The sequence below is a fragment of the Williamsia muralis genome (genome assembly GCF_051487485.1).
Lineage (GTDB): Bacteria > Actinomycetota > Actinomycetes > Mycobacteriales > Mycobacteriaceae > Williamsia > Williamsia muralis_B.
In genome coordinates this window covers 140,793-155,812 of record NZ_JAHVCV010000010.1, presented here as the reverse complement: position 1 = coordinate 155,812, position 15,020 = coordinate 140,793, and the positions used below count along the sequence as shown (strand labels likewise).

The window sequence follows — 15,020 nt, the reverse complement described above, 5'->3', positions numbered from 1 at the left end:
CTCCTCAAGTGGTCAAGCCCTGCCGTGTGTCTCATCGCGGCTGCGCCGGTGGTCGCCGCGCGACGCCCCGGTGGTCGAGCTATGCGTCCTGATCCGGCGGCGGTCCAGCGTTGGCGACCTTCTTGGCATCCTCGACCGTCACGGTGAATGCGCTGTCGGGGTCATCCCAGAGGCGTTGCGTCGCCCTGGCGTGAGCGCGCACCGCCGGATTGCCGCTCTCGCTTGCGGTCTCGAGGATGCAGGGAACTGTGTCGCCGAGTTCGATCAGCGCACGGCTGAGACTCCGTTGAGTTTCACGGTCGCCGCGACCGAGTTCCGTGGCCAGCTCAAGAGCCACGGTGTGTTCGTGCCCGTCGGGAACGAGGACAACAACGGCACGCCACGCCGCCCTGGCCACCTCGTCGTCGGCATCGTGTACGAGCTCGATGGGTATTTCCGACCATGTCGCGGGATCGCCGATCTTCGACAAGGTGTGCAAGGCCTGACTGCGCGCTTGCGCACTCGTGGAATGTAGCTCGGCCAGCAAGAGTGGGACGACGATCTCAGCAGGATGGCGGGTCAGTGCCCACGTCAGCATGTCGCGGACGTAAAAGTCCGACTCGAACGCACAGCATTCCACCAGGACGCTGACGAACTCAGCGTGCGGCTCGGTGCCCGCTGCGAGCGCCGTGCGCAAGCGAGTCGAAGAGTCGGCGTCATGCAACGCGTGCACCAGACGCCGGGTTTGATCGTTCTGATGTGGCCGGTCGATGGAACTCACCTCCTGGAAGTGATTCACAGCCTCTCATCCGATGTGGGTCTGACGCCACGGGATAAGACCGAGCCATATGGGCACGTCGGTTCGCGCCCTACGAGTGCCGGAGCGCGTTACTGTCCCTAGAAAGTGCTGACTCGGTGAAGGAGCCGCGACATGGCGCGACACGGTCAGGGCAAGCCGGACATGGCAGCTGCCGTTGTCGACACCTCGCAGGGACCGATCGAGTACACCGATACAGGCGCCGGCCCGCCGGTGCTGTTCCTGCACGGGTCGCCGGGCGGGTGCGATCAGGGTGTCCTCATGAGCAGGTTCCTGGCAGTTGACCATCGAACCATCGCCATCTCGCGGCCCGGCTATCTGAACACCCCACTGGCAGAACGTAATCGGACTCCGTCAGAGCAAGCTGACCAAGTGGCTGAGCTCATGTCGACGTTGGGCATCGACCGGTTCGGTGTCTTCTGCTGGTCGGGCGGCGGGCCGGTCAGTTACGAGCTGGCGGCAGCCCATCCCGGCCGTGTGGCAGCGGTCGCGGCCATCGCCGGTGTCAGTACGACGTTCGATCCCGCTGGAACGATACGTGGCCGTCTCGAGATGGGCGAAGAGAGAATGCTTTTCACCCGGCTCGGTACCTGGTTCGCCAATACCCTCGTCGACAAGGCGGCCGCCACTGCAATCTCGACGCTTATTTCCGGCGAAGGTGACATGACTCGCGCGCAAGCGAAACAGCTGACTGCGCAGATCATGTCGGACCCCGGACAGCGGCAATTTGCGACGGAACTGTTCAGCACGGTGACCGGAAACCGGAAAGCAGGGTTCGACAACGACTTCGAGCAATTTCGCACACTCGACCTACCGTTGGACGCCGTCGCCGCGCCAGTGTTGCTGGTGCATGCCCGAACTGATGCAGATGTCCCGTTCGAGCAATCCGTCTACGCAATCGATTCACTGCCCAACGGTCAATTGATGACAATCGATGTGGGCAGTCACCTCTCCGCGTGGTTGGGCCCGGATGCAGGTGCGGTGCAGTCGGCGGTCGTCCGTCACTTCGGTCTGCACTCGCCTTGGTGATTCTCTGCCCTCAACCGTCATCCAGCTCTGCTTACCTGCGGCCGCAGGCGGTTTGATCGTCCGCTGATTTTCGTGATCGCGAGCGGCGCAGGGGTCCCATTCAGCGATTGCATATCCTCGGCCTTCCCGGAGAGCAAAAGACAGATAGTTAATTTGTTGCGGCCCTGCAACAATGTCCCTTAAGATCACTTTTGCGCTCCCAGCCGGGAGGAATTTCTCGAACTCTGGGGTTCCGAGTTCGATCGCAAGGAATGCATGGCGTTGTTGGCGCACGGTCAGTCGTTGAGCGCATGTGTCGAGGCCGATCGGCTTTGATCGCGAGTTCTTCACCTGTCCGCTCACGTGATACGGCGTCTGGTCAGCGGAGGCATATGGCGGTCAGCAGGCCGCGCATCTCTGCCGGACAGGTTGACTGCACCGATGCGCGCAGGTGCCGATCATGTGGTGCCGGTTCTTGCCGACAGGGAATCGCAAGAACACGCGAACCGCGGGTGTGCAGTGACAGGTGATTTCTCAAATAGGTAGGGGGAGAAGTTGTCTGAGGTACGTGGGCTGAGGAGCGAGGTGGAGAGAACATCCTCAGCGATCCGTCGAGGGGTCGGGTCGTTGAGGCGAGCACGGAGGTGGCCGGTGGACAACAACGCCGGCAACCGTGATGGTCGCGGCGAACCCGTGATCGTGCATGCTCGGGTCGTCGACACGACCATGTCCTCCGCTCAATGGTCGAGCCTGCTGCGCAGTCGTCTGACGCCTGTACAGACTGGAGAAGTGGTCGCCGAGGTGCACACCGCACGAGCGGGCAATGCGTATCTGGTGCTCACCTCGGGACCGAGTGGAACGAGATCGGCTGTTGAGGAGGCCGCCGCGGCGATCACCTCCGACCCGCACCGATTCGGCTTGCTCACCGCGGCCCCCACCCGACGACTGCAGGACTCCCCGCTGTGGTCTGTGCGGTACTGAGTCCGACGGACATGCCCTCGACTGGGTGAGTCCGCCGACGTGTCGCCACGCGACTGTGGCCATACATCCCACCCCCAGCCCGACACACCGACCATCGAGATCGGACTCGGCTGATCGTTGGGTAGGGTTCTGCTAGTGAATTCGAGCCAACCCGTGAAGTCCGTGAACACCCGCATCGCCGAAGAACTGGCGGTCCGGGAAGCGCAGGTGGCGGCCGCTGTCCGGCTGCTCGACGAAGGCTCTACGGTGCCGTTCATCGCTCGCTATCGCAAAGAGGTGACCGGCAGCCTGGACGACGCCCAGCTGCGCACGCTCGAAGAGCGCCTACGCTACTTACGCGAACTGGACGAGCGGCGGGCCGCGGTGTTGTCGTCCATCGCCGAGCAGGGCAAGCTCACCGATGAGTTGAGGGCTGCGCTCAATGCCGCCGAGACCAAGTCACGTGTCGAAGACATCTACCTCCCGTACAAGCCCAAACGTCGGACGAAGGCGCAGATTGCGCGGGAGAACGGGCTCGAACCACTCGCGGATCGACTGGTCTCCGACCCGAGCGTCGTGCCCGAGGATGCTGCCGCCGGGTATGTCTCAGAGACTGTCGCCGACGTCGCGGCCGCTCTCGAGGGCGCCCGTCACATTCTCACCGAGCGCATCTCGGAGGATGCCGAACTCGTGGGGACGATTCGCGAGAAGTTCTGGACCGAAGGATCGCTACGCACCACGGCCAGAACTGAGGAGGTGGCGAAAAGTGCTGCCGCCCAGAAGTTCCGGGACTACTTCGACTTCTCTGAGCCGCTGGACAAGGTGCCTTCCCACCGCGTGCTGGCCGTGATGCGCGGCGAGAAAGAAGAGGCGCTGTCACTCACCCTCGACGGTGGGGACGACGAGAGTTATCAGGCGCTCGCCGCGGCGGCCCTGGGTGTCGACACAGCCAACACCGGCCCTGCGACCCAGTGGCTGCTGAGCACCGCGCGGTTGGCGTGGCGCACCAAGTTGATGATCACCGCAATGGTCGACGCGCGTGTGCGTCTGCGTGCCCGTGCCGAGGAAGACGCCGTCGCGGTGTTCGCGCGAAATCTCGGCGACCTGCTGCTCGCCGCACCGGCGGGGGCACGGACGACGTTGGGACTTGATCCGGGTTTCCGTACCGGCGTGAAGGTCGCGGTGGTCGACGGAACCGGCAAGGTTCTCGACACCTGCGCGATCTACCCGCACCAACCGCAGAAACAGTGGGACGTCGCCAAGGCGACACTCGCGGCGTTGGTCGCACGACACAAAGTGGAATTGATCGCCGTGGGCAACGGCACCGCCTCACGAGAAACAGATGCCCTCGCCGCCGAATTGATCACCGATATCCGGGCTTCGGGAGCTGACGCCCCGGCCAAGGCGATGGTGAGCGAGGCGGGCGCATCGGTGTATTCCGCCTCCGAATACGCCTCACATGAACTGCCGGACATGGATGTATCGCTGCGAGGTGCAGTGTCCATCGCCCGGCGTCTACAAGACCCACTGGCCGAACTGGTCAAGATCGAACCGAAGTCGATCGGCGTCGGCCAGTACCAGCACGACGTCACGCCGGGGACGCTCGCGCGCAGCCTCAATGCGGTGGTGGAGGACGCCGTGAACGCAGTGGGCGTTGATCTGAACACCGCATCCGTTCCGTTGCTCTCGCGCGTTTCCGGTGTGACGACAACGCTGGCAGAGGCAATCGTCGCTCACCGCGACACCACTGGCCCGTTTCGCAGTCGTGAGTCTTCGCTGAAGGTTCCTCGGTTGGGTCCCAAGGCGTTTGAGCAGTGCGCCGGTTTTCTTCGAATCCGAGATGGCGACGACCCTCTTGATGCGTCGGGTGTCCACCCCGAGGCGTACCCGGTGGTCCGGAGCATCCTGGACCGATCAGGTGTGACCTTGGCCGAACTCATCGGCAACGAACGCACCCTCCGATCGATCCGTCCGGCCGAGTTCGCCGACGAACGATTCGGGATACCGACGATCTCGGACATCCTCGCCGAACTCGAGAAGCCCGGCCGCGACCCGCGACCGGCATTCACCACTGCGACGTTTGCCGCGGGTGTCGAGAAGGTTGCCGACCTCAAACCGGGAATGGTCCTCGAAGGTGTGGTCACCAACGTCGCTGCGTTCGGCGCCTTTGTCGACGTTGGCGTGCACCAGGACGGCTTGGTGCACGTGTCGGCGATGGCCAACCGGTTTGTCTCCGATCCGCACGAGGTCGTGAAGTCGGGGCAGGTGGTGAGGGTGAAGGTGTTGGAGGTCGACGTCGAGCGCCAGCGCATCGGACTGACCCTCCGTCTCGACGACGAGACGCCTCGTTCCGGCGGTACGTCCGACGATCGCCCGGGCGGGCAGGGGCAACGGCGGCCCAAGAACACCGGTCAGCCGAGAAAGCCGAAGCGCGACAACACAACCGGAAGGACGGCACCGGCGCCGTCGAACGGTTCACTGGCACAAGCTCTGCGAGACGCGGGTTTCGGACGGTAGAAACGGCCGCTCGCGCGACGGCTCGTTCAACGTCCACATACGGTTGGGGACAGAACCGCGTGGACGATCTGAGTCAGGAGCCCGAATGAGCGAACGCACCCCCAGTCAGTGGGAGAAGATCGTCGAGGCCGACCCGGCGCACTCCACACGTTATGTCGAGCGGTTCCGCACGATGGCGGCCCGCGGCCAGGACATCGTCGGAGAGGCGCGGCTGATCGACGCGATGCTGGCCCGCGGTAGTCGTGTTCTCGACGCCGGCTGCGGCCCGGGCCGGGTGGGCGGCCATCTCCACGACGCCGGCCATGAGGTCGTCGGCGTCGATGTGGACCCTGTCCTCATCGACGCTGCAGAGCACGATCATCCGGGCCCGACCTGGCTTGTCGGCGACCTCGCCGACCTTGATCTGCCGGCCCGAGGGGTGGCAGCTGACTTCGATGTCATCGTCTGTGCGGGCAATGTGGTGACTTTTGTTGCGCCATCGACTCGCCGCGACGTCCTAGCCGGGTTCGCCCGGCACGTCGCACCGGAAGGCCGGGTCGTCGTCGGGTTCGGTGCAGGCCGCGACTACCCGTTTGCTGATTTTCTCGATGACGCAACCAGCAGCGGACTCTCGGTTGACGTTCTCCTGTCCACCTGGGACCTGCGTCCGTTCACCGACGACTCCGACTTCTTGGTTGCCGTGTTCTCACTCGCGGCCTGACCGGCACGACCCTCGGGAGAATCCGGTGACAGTTCTGGTCGACACAGATGTCCACCTGCTGCGAGATCATCCGCTCGCAGCGGGTGGCAGTCTGCCGCCACTGGACGCGCCGGCCTATGCACCCGGCGCGATCGACATGGTCGGACGACACGTTCGTTCCCGAGGGCCATCGGTTCTCGTCGGGGCTGCTGTCGGGTCTCTCGTAGGTGCGATGACCAGCGTCGGGGTAGGAGCAGGCACCTCGGCGGGCGCGGCGACAGGGTTACTGGTCAGCGAGATCAAACGTCACAAGGTCGCCGACGTCCCTAGGGCCAGTGCGCCCGTCCCGGATGCCGGCTCGGCCGAACAAGTACGTGTCATGGAATACAACGTGCATGGCGGGATGGGCGGGCCTGGTCAATTCTTCGCCACGCCTGCCCGTCTCGACCACCTCGCCGCTACCATCCGGCACGAGCGTCCGGATATCGTGCTCCTGCAGGAATTGGACCACTTCGCGACCCGATCGAACTACACGGACACGTTGAAGCAGCTGGCGCATCGATTGAAACCGACGGGCGCCGTGATGACTCCGGCGATCGAGAAGGTGAACGGCCGTCGTGAGGGGACCGGGATTCTCACTTTCAACGGTTTCGACATCACCGATGCTCGAGGACTTCGGATCGGGGATGCGATGGGGGACAGCGCTCTCCGCCGTTTTCGTGCGGCATCCGACGCGTACTCGGGAATGGTGAGTGGGAAGGTCCACCGGTCGTGGGTGCCGTTCGGAGGAGTGATCGAGTACCAACCGCGGGTGGCCACGGACGCGTTGGTGCGAACCCGTGCGGGGCGCGAGATCCGAGTTCTCTCAGGACATTTCAGCCCGCCTCATCACGGAATCGACGAGCAGCGGCGTCAGGTGGACCCGATCGCGGCAACGGCCGACACCTGGCCGGGGCCTACCATCATGGGCGCCGACTTCAATGTGCGAGACGGATCGCCGGAGTTCCATCGTGAGCACCAGGTCTTTGAGTCGGTCGGCCTACTCGAAGCCACGGCAGGTGCACCCGCGAACAGCGACCGGATCTACGCCTCGGCGCATTTCGTGCGAACCGATGCTCGCAAGGTGCTGCCGTCGCCTGGCGAAGTCCAAGCCAGCGACCACGCGCCAGTGGTAGTCGATCTTCTGCTCCGAGTCGATCAATCTGGGGCCGAACGCGGTGATGCCCCGCCCGGCGTACCGGATGGGGCATCGACGCCGCGGGTTAGCTGACCAACAGATCCAGTTGGTCGTCGGTGACCTGCACCGAGACCTTGCCGCCGTCGAGGAGGACCTCGTCCAGCAGCAGATCTGCGATCCGGTCATCAACCGCGCGCTGGATCGAACGGCGCAGTGGTCGCGCGCCGAACTCGGGCTGGTGCCCGTGCTCTGCGATCCAGTCGACAGCAGCATCAGAGAACTCGATGTCGATTCCCTTGGCGCCCAGCCGCTTGCGGCTGTCGGCCAAGAGCAGATCGGTGATCTTGTGCAGTTGCTCGGTGTCGAGCTTGCGGAAGACCACGATCTCGTCGATCCGGTTGAGGAACTCCGGTCGCATCGACTCCCGCAGCCGAGCCATCACACGCTCACGCACCGGCCGTTCGGCGGCTTCGGCGTCGCCGGAGCTGAATCCGAGTCCACCGGACTTGCTGGAGATGATGTCCGATCCCAGGTTGCTGGTCATGATCAGCACGGTGTTCTTGAAGTCGACCGTGCGACCCTGCCCGTCGGTGAGACGACCGTCGTCGAGCACCTGCAGCAGCGTGTTGAACACGTCCGGGTGCGCCTTCTCGATCTCGTCGAGAAGAATCACCGAATATGGGTTCCGGCGGACCTGCTCGGTGAGCTGCCCAGCCTCGCCGTATCCGACGTACCCGGGGGGAGCCCCGATGAGGCGGCTGACCGTGTGCCGTTCTCCGAACTCGCTCATGTCGAGTCGGAGCATCTTCTTCTCGTCGCCGAAGAGCGAAGCTGCCAAAGCCTTTGCCAGTTCGGTCTTTCCGACGCCTGTCGGTCCGAGGAACAAGAAACTGCCCACAGGCCGATCCGGGTCGCTCATCCCGGTACGGCTCCGGCGAACAGCGCGCGCGATGGCCTTCACCGCATCCTCTTGGCCGACAACACGCTGATGTAACTCGTCCTCGAGGCGGCGTAGACGCTCGCGTTCCTGCTCGGTCATCTGACTTGCCGGGATACCGGTGGCACGGGCGACCACTTCGGCGATGTGTTCGGCGGTCACCTCAGGTGCCTCGCCTGCCTCGGACGGCGCGCCCGACAGCCGTGCTTGGAGCCGGGCGGTCTCGTCACGCAATGCGGAGGCCTTTTCGTAGTCCTCCGCCGCGACCGCCTGCTCTTTGGCCGTCTCGAGTTGGGTCAGTTGCTTTTGGATCGCCTCGACGTCGGTTGCCGGTGAAGCGAGTTGCATCCGCGCACCAGCTTGGTCGATCAGATCGATCGCCTTGTCCGGCAAGAACCTGTCACCGATGTAGCGGGCGGACAGCTCGACAGCTGCGCGGATCGCCTCATCGGAGTATCGGATCCCGTGGTGTTCCTCGTATCGTCCGCGTAGTCCGTCGAGGATTGCCACGGCGTCCTCGACGCTGGGTTCGGGCACCGTCACCGGTTGGAATCGACGCTCGAGCGCGGGATCCTTCTCGATGTTCGTCCGGTATTCGTCGAGCGTCGTGGCACCGACGATGTGCAGTTCACCGCGAGCGAGCTTGGGCTTGAGGATGTTTCCGGCATCCATCGATCGCTCGGCTCCGGCGCCGGCACCTGCGATGGTGTGCACTTCGTCGATGAAGACGATGAGTTCGTCCTTGTTCGCTGCGATCTCATCGATCACCTTTGTCAGCCGCTCTTCGAAGTCACCGCGATACCGGGTCCCTGAGACCATGCTCGACAGGTCGAGCTGCACGATGCGTTTGCCTGCGAGACGATCGGGCACGTCACCGTCGACGATCCGTTGAGCGAGACCTTCGACTATGGCGGTCTTGCCGACACCGGCCTCGCCTACCAGCACCGGGTTGTTCTTCGTGCGTCGAGACAGGATCTCGATGGTCTGTTCGATTTCATCGGCACGGCCGATGACCGGGTCGACGCCCCCAGCGCGGGCCTTGTCGGTCAGGTCGAATCCGAACTTGTCCAGCGTCGGGGTGGCTGTCGTGGACTCCGCTGCGACCGAGCCGCCCTGCAGTGCGGTCTGCAGATGTTCGGGTGTGATGCCGGCAGCGGCGAGCAAACGACCCGCAGCCCTGTCATGGTCGGCGGCGAGCGCGAGGAACAGATGTTCTGGGTCGATGTACGTCGAGCCCAAGGTCTGGGCGAGTTGGTGAGCCTCGAACACAGCAGTTTTCAGTGCAGCGCTCAGAGATGTGGTGGTGAAACCATTGGTCGGCGTTCCCTGAGGAAGACGCTGTTCAATGGTGTCCGCCACCGCCGTCGTGTCGGCCCCGGCGCGCTCCATCAGCGTTTTTGTGGGCTCCGTGGCGGTCATGACGCGCAGAACGTGTAGAGCGTCGAGTTCTGTGTCGCCTCGACCGGCGGCGAACCTGGCGGACTCGGCGATGAGGTCTTGGGTGGACCTGCTCATCAGCCGACTGATGTCGATGCGACGCGGGCCCTCGGGGCCGAAGAATGCGGGCATTCGCGGAGCCTCCTTGTTAAGAGTTGAGTGGATCTGACTCAATTAACATGAGTGAGGTTCTATCAATTCCCGACCGCCGCGGTCAATTCTGTAACTGAGGCCGCGCGGAGGCTGGATCGGGCGTGTGGTCGCCTCGGTGAGCCGTGACGCGATAGCGTGGGCGGAGAACTTCGAGCGCACATCATGAAGCGAGGACGACGTGGTCGATACGAGCTCCACCCTGGAAGATCTGTCTCGCAAGCACCTGGACATCGCACGCGACGATGCGCATGGCCGCAGTGCCGACATCCTCGTTCACGACGGACCGCTGCGCCAGACGTTGATGGCGATGGTTGCCGGTACCGAACTTGGCGAACACAATTCGCCGCCGGCAGCGAGCATGCTTGTTCTCAGCGGCAGGGTGAAGGTGACCGCGGATGAGGGTGAGGTCGTCCTGAACGTAGGTGAACTTCGTGGGCTCACGCACCATCGGCACAGCGTGACCGCGATCGAGGACTCCGTTTTCATCCTGACCACGGTCACCGGTTACGGCGAACCATCGCGGCGCTGACCCGATCATCTTGACCCCTTCGCCTGCGCGCAGATAGGCGCACCGGGGCTGCGGCGCGACCCGGTGACACTTAGCCCTTGCGCTAAGTATCCGAACGCTGATAGTTTGCCTTATGGCTCAGTATTCAGAGCAATTGAACGGGGTTTTCCAAGCCCTCGCTGATCCCACCCGCAGGGCGGTCATCGGGCGCCTGGGGGAGGGGCCGGCGAGTATCAGCGAGCTCGCCCAGCCGTTCGACATGGCCTTGCCCTCCTTCATGAAACACATCCGGCAACTCGAAGACAGCGGCTGGATACGCACGATGAAGGTCGGCCGGGTTCGCACGTGCGTGATCGAGCAACAACAGTTCGATGTCGCGCAGGATTGGTTGGAAAGCCAGCGCGCCCTGTGGCAACAACGCACCGATCGACTCGAGAGCTTTGTCGTCAATGAGGTAGCGACGCAACAACATCAGGAGAAATGACATGACAACACAGCCCAACCCTGAGCTCGACCTCGTCATCTCCAGGGTCATCAAGGCTCCGGCTGCCGCGGTGTGGGACGCCTGGACAAACCCTGCCAAGTTCGAGAAGTGGTGGGTTCCCCATCCGACGGTATGCAGGGTGCGCGAGATGGATTTGCGGCCCGGCGGTTCTTTCCGTACCGAGATCAGCGAAGACGGGGCTGGATTCGAACCACACATCACCGGCTGTTTCCTCGCTGTCGACCCGTTCCGGCGGATTGTTTTCACCGACAGCCTCACAGGCGGCTGGCGCCCATCGACGGACGCGTTCATGACTGCCATCATCACTGTTGCCGACCACCCTGAAGGCACTGCGTATGAGGCCAGAGCCCTGCACCGTTCCCCTGCGGATCGAGACAGCCACGAGCGCATGGGCTTTCATGACGGTTGGGGTACTGTCACCCGGCAGCTCGCAGATCTGGTCGAAGGCGAGCCCAGCTGATGAAGCTGACGCTCATGCAGTTCGTGTCACTTGATGGGGTCTGTCAGGGTCCCGGGTCTCCCGACGAAGACACGACTGACGGGTTCACGGGAGGCGGCTGGTTGGTTCCGCACATGGACGAAGAGTTCATCAGGATCGCCGCTAGATGGCTCGACCAAGCGGACGGTTTGTTGGTGGGTCGGCGCACATATGAGAACTTCGCGCGTGACTGGCCGGCGATCACCGACCCCGACGATCCATTCACGAAGAACATGAACGGTCTCCCGAAATACGTTGCCTCCCAATCTCTGACTACTGCCGCCCGGTCCCCGACGACGATCTTGTCCGGTGACGTGGCGGGGCAGGTCGCCGAATTGAAATCCCGGCCGGGTCGCGACCTCCAGATCCATGGGAGTGCCCGGCTCGGACAGTCGATGCTAGCCGCGGGATTGGTCGATGAGATCCGGCTGGTGATCGCTCCGGTGGTGGTGGGTTCAGGACGGCGGTTGTTCCCTGCCGGGGGAACGCCCGCAGGTCTACAACTCATCCGCCATGAGAAGACCCCAGGCGGTCTTGCCATTCATGAATACAAGACCGTTGGTGCGCCGGTGACAGGTACCTACGAACCGGTGTAGTCGGCGAATCTGTACCGAAAGGTGCTGTGACGGGCGTGAAGTGCTTCCCAGGGCGCAACCTTCGACCACCGGCGCCACACTGCGCGGTGGCGACGCGCAGGCGGACACAGAGAACGCTTCCCATTACGATCGGGTTCATGCGATTCGGATTGTTTGTGCCTCAGGGATGGCGTCTGGACCTAGTCGGGATCGACCCCGCCGACCAATGGCCGGTGATGCGCGACTTCGCGGTGCGCGCCGACAACGGTCCGTGGGACTCGGTGTGGGTCTACGACCACTTCCACACGGTTCCCGCTCCCACCGACGAGGCCACCCACGAGGCGTGGACGTTGATGTCGGCGCTCGCAGCATCCACGTCTCGCGTCCGGCTGGGGCAGATGTGCACGGCGATGAGCTACCGGAACCCGGCATATCTCGCGAAGGTGGCAGCCACCACCGATCTCATCTCGGGCGGCCGGGTCGAAATGGGGATCGGCGGCGGCTGGTACGAGCACGAGTGGCGTGCCTATGGCTATGGCTTCCCGTCGGCGGGGGAACGACTGGGCCGGCTCGACGAGGGTGTGCAGATCATGAAGCAGGCGTGGAGCACAGGCTCGGCATCGCTCGATGGGAAGCACTACCAGGTCGATGGTGCAATCGTCCGTCCACTTCCTCTGCAGGAGGGCGGCATTCCCTTGTGGATCGCAGGTGGGGGCGAGAAGGTCACCTTGAAGATCGCGGCGAAGTACGCGCAGTACACGAACTTCGACGGCACCCCCGAAGGATTTGTACGAAAGTCCGACATTCTGCGGACGCACTGCGAAGCCGTCGGGTCTGACTTCGACGCGATTGTTCGATCTGCCAACTACAACGTCGCGATCGGTTCCACCGAGGCCGAGGTGGAACAGCGGTTGAGCACGCTCAAAGATCGACTGACCCCGCACGTCGGCGCAGATGCGGCCGAGGGTGCCCTAGGTGCGTTTCGCGGACTACCAGGGGTGGGGACCCCTGAGCAGATCATCGAAAAGCTGACCGTACTCAAGGGCCATGGTCTCTCCTACGGCATCTTCTATTTCCCCGAAGCTGCATACGATCTTTCGGGAATCGAACTCTTCGAGAAGGAGGTCTTGCCCGCGCTCGCGTGAGAGGCCGTCGTCTGAATCACGCCTCGGGGACGTCCGTGCCCAGATAGAAGGCCGTGGTTCGCATCTCGGCCGAACGCGCGGCATCCTGCGATGCGCCCGCAGCAATATGCGCGTCTGCCCAACGCCGACTGCTCTCGGACATGAACTGCTGGGCGGATTCGGTCTGGGCCCACTCGCTGGTCTCGGCCGGCACATCGGCCCCGGTCTCGAGGTGCAGCGCGAGACCGAGCAGTCCGAGGTCCCAGCCGATCCCGACCGCGCCCGGTCCGTACTGGGCCCACCGATCGGGGTCGATGTCGCCGGAGTGCTCGATGACAAGTCGCGACTTCTCATCGGCGACTTCTTCGAGCCGGACCGTCAGGTAGGTGATCTCTTCGCCGAACTTCCAGGTGAGAGTGAAGCTCGTCGGGGGATCGCAGGTTTCGACGGTGCCGCTGGCATTTCCTTCGATGTGGTATTCGCCTCCCAGTACCAGGTCGCCAGTGACATTGCCGAACCACCGGGCCAAGCGGTCTGCTGTGGTGCAGGCTTCCCAGAGGTCGGCCACCGAGGTGTTGTACACCTGACTCAGGCGGGCTGATGTGCTGATCGTCGAGCCGTTGTCCTTTGCGGTAACCGCCCTCTCCACACTGCTGAGTTGCTTTGCCGTATCGGGCAATTGGCCGTCGGTCATGTCAGGTCCTCTCGGTGGGTTGTTCCTTTTCGTGTGCGCTTGCCACGGGCGATCTCGGTGTCCAGCGCGGCCAATCGCGGCGTCCAGAAGCCGCGGAATGCCGCAAGCCATTCATCGACAGCGCGCAACGGATCGGCATCTACCGCGTAGAGCCGGCGTGCCCCGTCGGGACGTACGGTCGCGTAACCGTTGTCGCGCAGGACGCGGAGGTGCTGGGACACCGCCGGTTGGCTGATTCCGAACTCGCTGCCGATTGCTTGCGATAGCTCGCCGGCCGACCGTTCTCCGTCCGCGAGCAGCTCGAGCAGTCTCCTTCTGACCGGATCGCCGAGGATGTCGAGTGCGTGCACCACAGCTATATTTCACTGGCTACTTATATAAGTCAAGACGCAAATAGTGTCGATGTGCCCAACGAAAAACGACCCGCCGGGGAGGCGGGTCGAGTGGTGAGGGATCGGTGGGGGAACGGCCCGGTTCTGGGGTCATCGTCCCCGTCGGCAAGATCAGCGACAGGTACGAACCTGCCGCGTCAGCTCTGGAGATCGCGCAGGAATCCGTGGCACTTCTCAGCGCGTTCGGAGTCTTGAGCCATCACCTGCTCGAAGAAGTCTGCGATGTCGTCACGGCCGGCGTTGCGGGCATCACGCACGTACTGGCCGTAGTCGTGTCCGGCTTTCAGCGAGTGGTATTGCACCGAGATCAGATCGAACGAAACATCATCGAATCCGGTTTGTCCTGCAGGCATGTTCAAACCTTCCTTTCAGAATAGTGATTCAGGCCACATGAAGGATTCCTCCGTTATCCGGTTTCAAACATGCTCGGCAGGAATCACTCTGGAACACCGGCGCCGACTCGGGGCGGAGCCCCTTTCTGGCATGAAGGACAGCGCTTCATCAACACCGCCTGACCGGTGTCGAGATGCGGCATGGCATCTCGACCCGGCGCGACAGCAGACTCGGCGCGGGAGCGCTATCCCCAGTTCGGTGTACAGAGGCGGACAAAGGTATGTTCGGGCGAACACGAGACGTCACCACCCATCAGGCGCTGGACCGCCTCCCCGACGAAGAGGGCGCAGAACATGGCACGCAAAACCATCGAACAGATCACCGACGACCTCGACGGTTCCGATCTCGACCCTTCAGAGGTGATCGTGGAAACGTTCACCGTCAACGGTGTCGAATACTCCCTCGATCTCGGGCCCAAGTCGGCCGAGAAGTTCGACAAAGACATGCAGAAGTGGATCGACAAGGCCACCAAGATCGGTGGCCGTCAGCGCAGGGCCACCGCCAAGCAGTCGCCGGCCACCTCCGAAGTGCGCAGCGACAAGTCGCAATTGGCCGCCATCCGTGAATGGGCCCGCGAGAACGGTTACGAGGTCTCCGACCGCGGTCGTATTCCCAACGCCATCGTCGAGGCATTCAACGCGGCTCACAACTGATGCACGAGTAGTGGGTTGTCTCCGCGCCGGCTCA

At 63.4% G+C, this 15,020-nt stretch carries 16 protein-coding genes; 11 read left to right on the top strand and 5 right to left on the bottom strand.

Going from position 1 to position 15,020, the window contains the following annotated elements:
• Positions 1-79 precede the first annotated feature (79 nt).
• Entirely contained in the window at positions 80-751 is a 672-nt protein-coding gene (locus KXR83_RS23440) for a HEAT repeat domain-containing protein (protein ID WP_437426933.1), read from the bottom strand.
• A 159-nt stretch (positions 752-910) separates the two neighbouring features.
• Here KXR83_RS23440 and KXR83_RS23435 point away from each other — a divergent pair, with 159 nt between their 5' ends.
• The 5 genes from KXR83_RS23435 (at position 911) to KXR83_RS23415 (ending at position 7,230) form a co-directional block, all read left to right on the top strand.
• A complete protein-coding gene (locus KXR83_RS23435; RefSeq protein ID WP_437426907.1) occupies positions 911-1,825 on the top strand; it encodes an alpha/beta fold hydrolase in 915 nt (304 codons plus the stop codon).
• Positions 1,826-2,455: 630 nt separating this feature from the next.
• Positions 2,456-2,785, top strand: coding sequence for a hypothetical protein (locus KXR83_RS23430; protein ID WP_437426906.1), 330 nt, complete (start codon positions 2,456-2,458; stop codon positions 2,783-2,785).
• Between the two features lie 135 nt (positions 2,786-2,920).
• Positions 2,921-5,281: a Tex family protein gene (locus KXR83_RS23425; RefSeq protein ID WP_437426905.1), complete on the top strand. Its 2,361-nt coding sequence runs from the start codon at positions 2,921-2,923 to the stop codon at positions 5,279-5,281.
• Positions 5,282-5,366: 85 nt separating this feature from the next.
• Entirely contained in the window at positions 5,367-5,981 is a 615-nt protein-coding gene (locus KXR83_RS23420) for a class I SAM-dependent methyltransferase (RefSeq protein WP_437426904.1), read from the top strand.
• A gap of 25 nt (positions 5,982-6,006) precedes the next feature.
• On the top strand, positions 6,007-7,230 hold the full coding sequence (locus KXR83_RS23415) for an endonuclease/exonuclease/phosphatase family protein (protein ID WP_437426903.1): 1,224 nt from the start codon (positions 6,007-6,009) through the stop codon (positions 7,228-7,230).
• On the opposite strand, the gene KXR83_RS23410 is transcribed toward KXR83_RS23415, so the two are convergent.
• The gene (locus KXR83_RS23410) at positions 7,223-9,643 is read right to left on the bottom strand and encodes an ATP-dependent Clp protease ATP-binding subunit (RefSeq protein ID WP_437426902.1); all 2,421 of its coding nucleotides are present in this window, start codon (positions 9,641-9,643) and stop codon (positions 7,223-7,225) included. The genes KXR83_RS23415 and KXR83_RS23410 overlap by 8 nt on opposite strands.
• 199 nt (positions 9,644-9,842) lie before the next feature.
• On the opposite strand from KXR83_RS23410, the gene KXR83_RS23405 reads away from it, so the two are divergent.
• From KXR83_RS23405 to KXR83_RS23385, 5 genes are all read left to right on the top strand, one after another.
• Entirely contained in the window at positions 9,843-10,193 is a 351-nt protein-coding gene (locus KXR83_RS23405) for a cupin (RefSeq protein ID WP_223249095.1), read from the top strand.
• A gap of 112 nt (positions 10,194-10,305) precedes the next feature.
• Positions 10,306-10,656 (top strand): ArsR/SmtB family transcription factor, encoded by a 351-nt coding sequence (locus KXR83_RS23400; RefSeq protein ID WP_437426901.1) that lies wholly within the window; start codon positions 10,306-10,308, stop codon positions 10,654-10,656.
• Between the two features lies 1 nt (position 10,657).
• Positions 10,658-11,137 carry an SRPBCC family protein gene (locus tag KXR83_RS23395; protein ID WP_437426900.1) on the top strand — a complete coding sequence of 160 codons (480 nt, stop codon included), beginning with the start codon at positions 10,658-10,660 and terminating at the stop codon, positions 11,135-11,137.
• Positions 11,137-11,751 (top strand): dihydrofolate reductase family protein, encoded by a 615-nt coding sequence (locus tag KXR83_RS23390; protein WP_437426899.1) that lies wholly within the window; start codon positions 11,137-11,139, stop codon positions 11,749-11,751. The genes KXR83_RS23395 and KXR83_RS23390 overlap by 1 nt, the downstream gene beginning before the upstream one ends.
• A gap of 137 nt (positions 11,752-11,888) precedes the next feature.
• On the top strand, positions 11,889-12,875 hold the full coding sequence (locus KXR83_RS23385; RefSeq protein WP_437426898.1) for an LLM class F420-dependent oxidoreductase: 987 nt from the start codon (positions 11,889-11,891) through the stop codon (positions 12,873-12,875).
• 16 nt (positions 12,876-12,891) lie between these two features.
• Here the strand turns inward: KXR83_RS23385 and KXR83_RS23380 are convergent, their stop codons facing one another.
• The 3 genes from KXR83_RS23380 to KXR83_RS23370 all read right to left on the bottom strand — a co-directional run bounded on the left by KXR83_RS23380 (position 12,892) and on the right by KXR83_RS23370 (position 14,293).
• The gene (locus tag KXR83_RS23380) at positions 12,892-13,548 is read right to left on the bottom strand and encodes an SRPBCC domain-containing protein (RefSeq protein WP_437426897.1); all 657 of its coding nucleotides are present in this window, start codon (positions 13,546-13,548) and stop codon (positions 12,892-12,894) included.
• On the bottom strand, positions 13,545-13,898 hold the full coding sequence (locus tag KXR83_RS23375) for an ArsR/SmtB family transcription factor (RefSeq protein WP_437426896.1): 354 nt from the start codon (positions 13,896-13,898) through the stop codon (positions 13,545-13,547). Before KXR83_RS23375 ends, KXR83_RS23380 begins: the two co-directional genes overlap by 4 nt.
• A gap of 179 nt (positions 13,899-14,077) precedes the next feature.
• Positions 14,078-14,293 (bottom strand): acyl carrier protein, encoded by a 216-nt coding sequence (locus tag KXR83_RS23370; RefSeq protein ID WP_437426895.1) that lies wholly within the window; start codon positions 14,291-14,293, stop codon positions 14,078-14,080.
• A gap of 333 nt (positions 14,294-14,626) precedes the next feature.
• On the opposite strand from KXR83_RS23370, the gene KXR83_RS23365 reads away from it, so the two are divergent.
• On the top strand, positions 14,627-14,986 hold the full coding sequence (locus KXR83_RS23365; protein WP_437426894.1) for a histone-like nucleoid-structuring protein Lsr2: 360 nt from the start codon (positions 14,627-14,629) through the stop codon (positions 14,984-14,986).
• The last annotated feature ends 34 nt before the right edge of the window (positions 14,987-15,020 follow it).

Coding starts and splice junctions, on each gene's coding strand:
- KXR83_RS23410 (WP_437426902.1), bottom strand. CDS start 9,643: ATGCCCGCATTCTTCGGCCCCGAGGGCCCGCGTCGCATCGACATCAGT.
- KXR83_RS23390 (WP_437426899.1), top strand. CDS start 11,137: ATGAAGCTGACGCTCATGCAGTTCGTGTCACTTGATGGGGTCTGTCAG.
- KXR83_RS23395 (WP_437426900.1), top strand. CDS start 10,658: ATGACAACACAGCCCAACCCTGAGCTCGACCTCGTCATCTCCAGGGTC.
- KXR83_RS23420 (WP_437426904.1), top strand. CDS start 5,367: ATGAGCGAACGCACCCCCAGTCAGTGGGAGAAGATCGTCGAGGCCGAC.
- KXR83_RS23400 (WP_437426901.1), top strand. CDS start 10,306: ATGGCTCAGTATTCAGAGCAATTGAACGGGGTTTTCCAAGCCCTCGCT.
- KXR83_RS23385 (WP_437426898.1), top strand. CDS start 11,889: ATGCGATTCGGATTGTTTGTGCCTCAGGGATGGCGTCTGGACCTAGTC.
- KXR83_RS23380 (WP_437426897.1), bottom strand. CDS start 13,548: ATGACCGACGGCCAATTGCCCGATACGGCAAAGCAACTCAGCAGTGTG.
- KXR83_RS23370 (WP_437426895.1), bottom strand. CDS start 14,293: ATGCCTGCAGGACAAACCGGATTCGATGATGTTTCGTTCGATCTGATC.
- KXR83_RS23365 (WP_437426894.1), top strand. CDS start 14,627: ATGGCACGCAAAACCATCGAACAGATCACCGACGACCTCGACGGTTCC.
- KXR83_RS23435 (WP_437426907.1), top strand. CDS start 911: ATGGCGCGACACGGTCAGGGCAAGCCGGACATGGCAGCTGCCGTTGTC.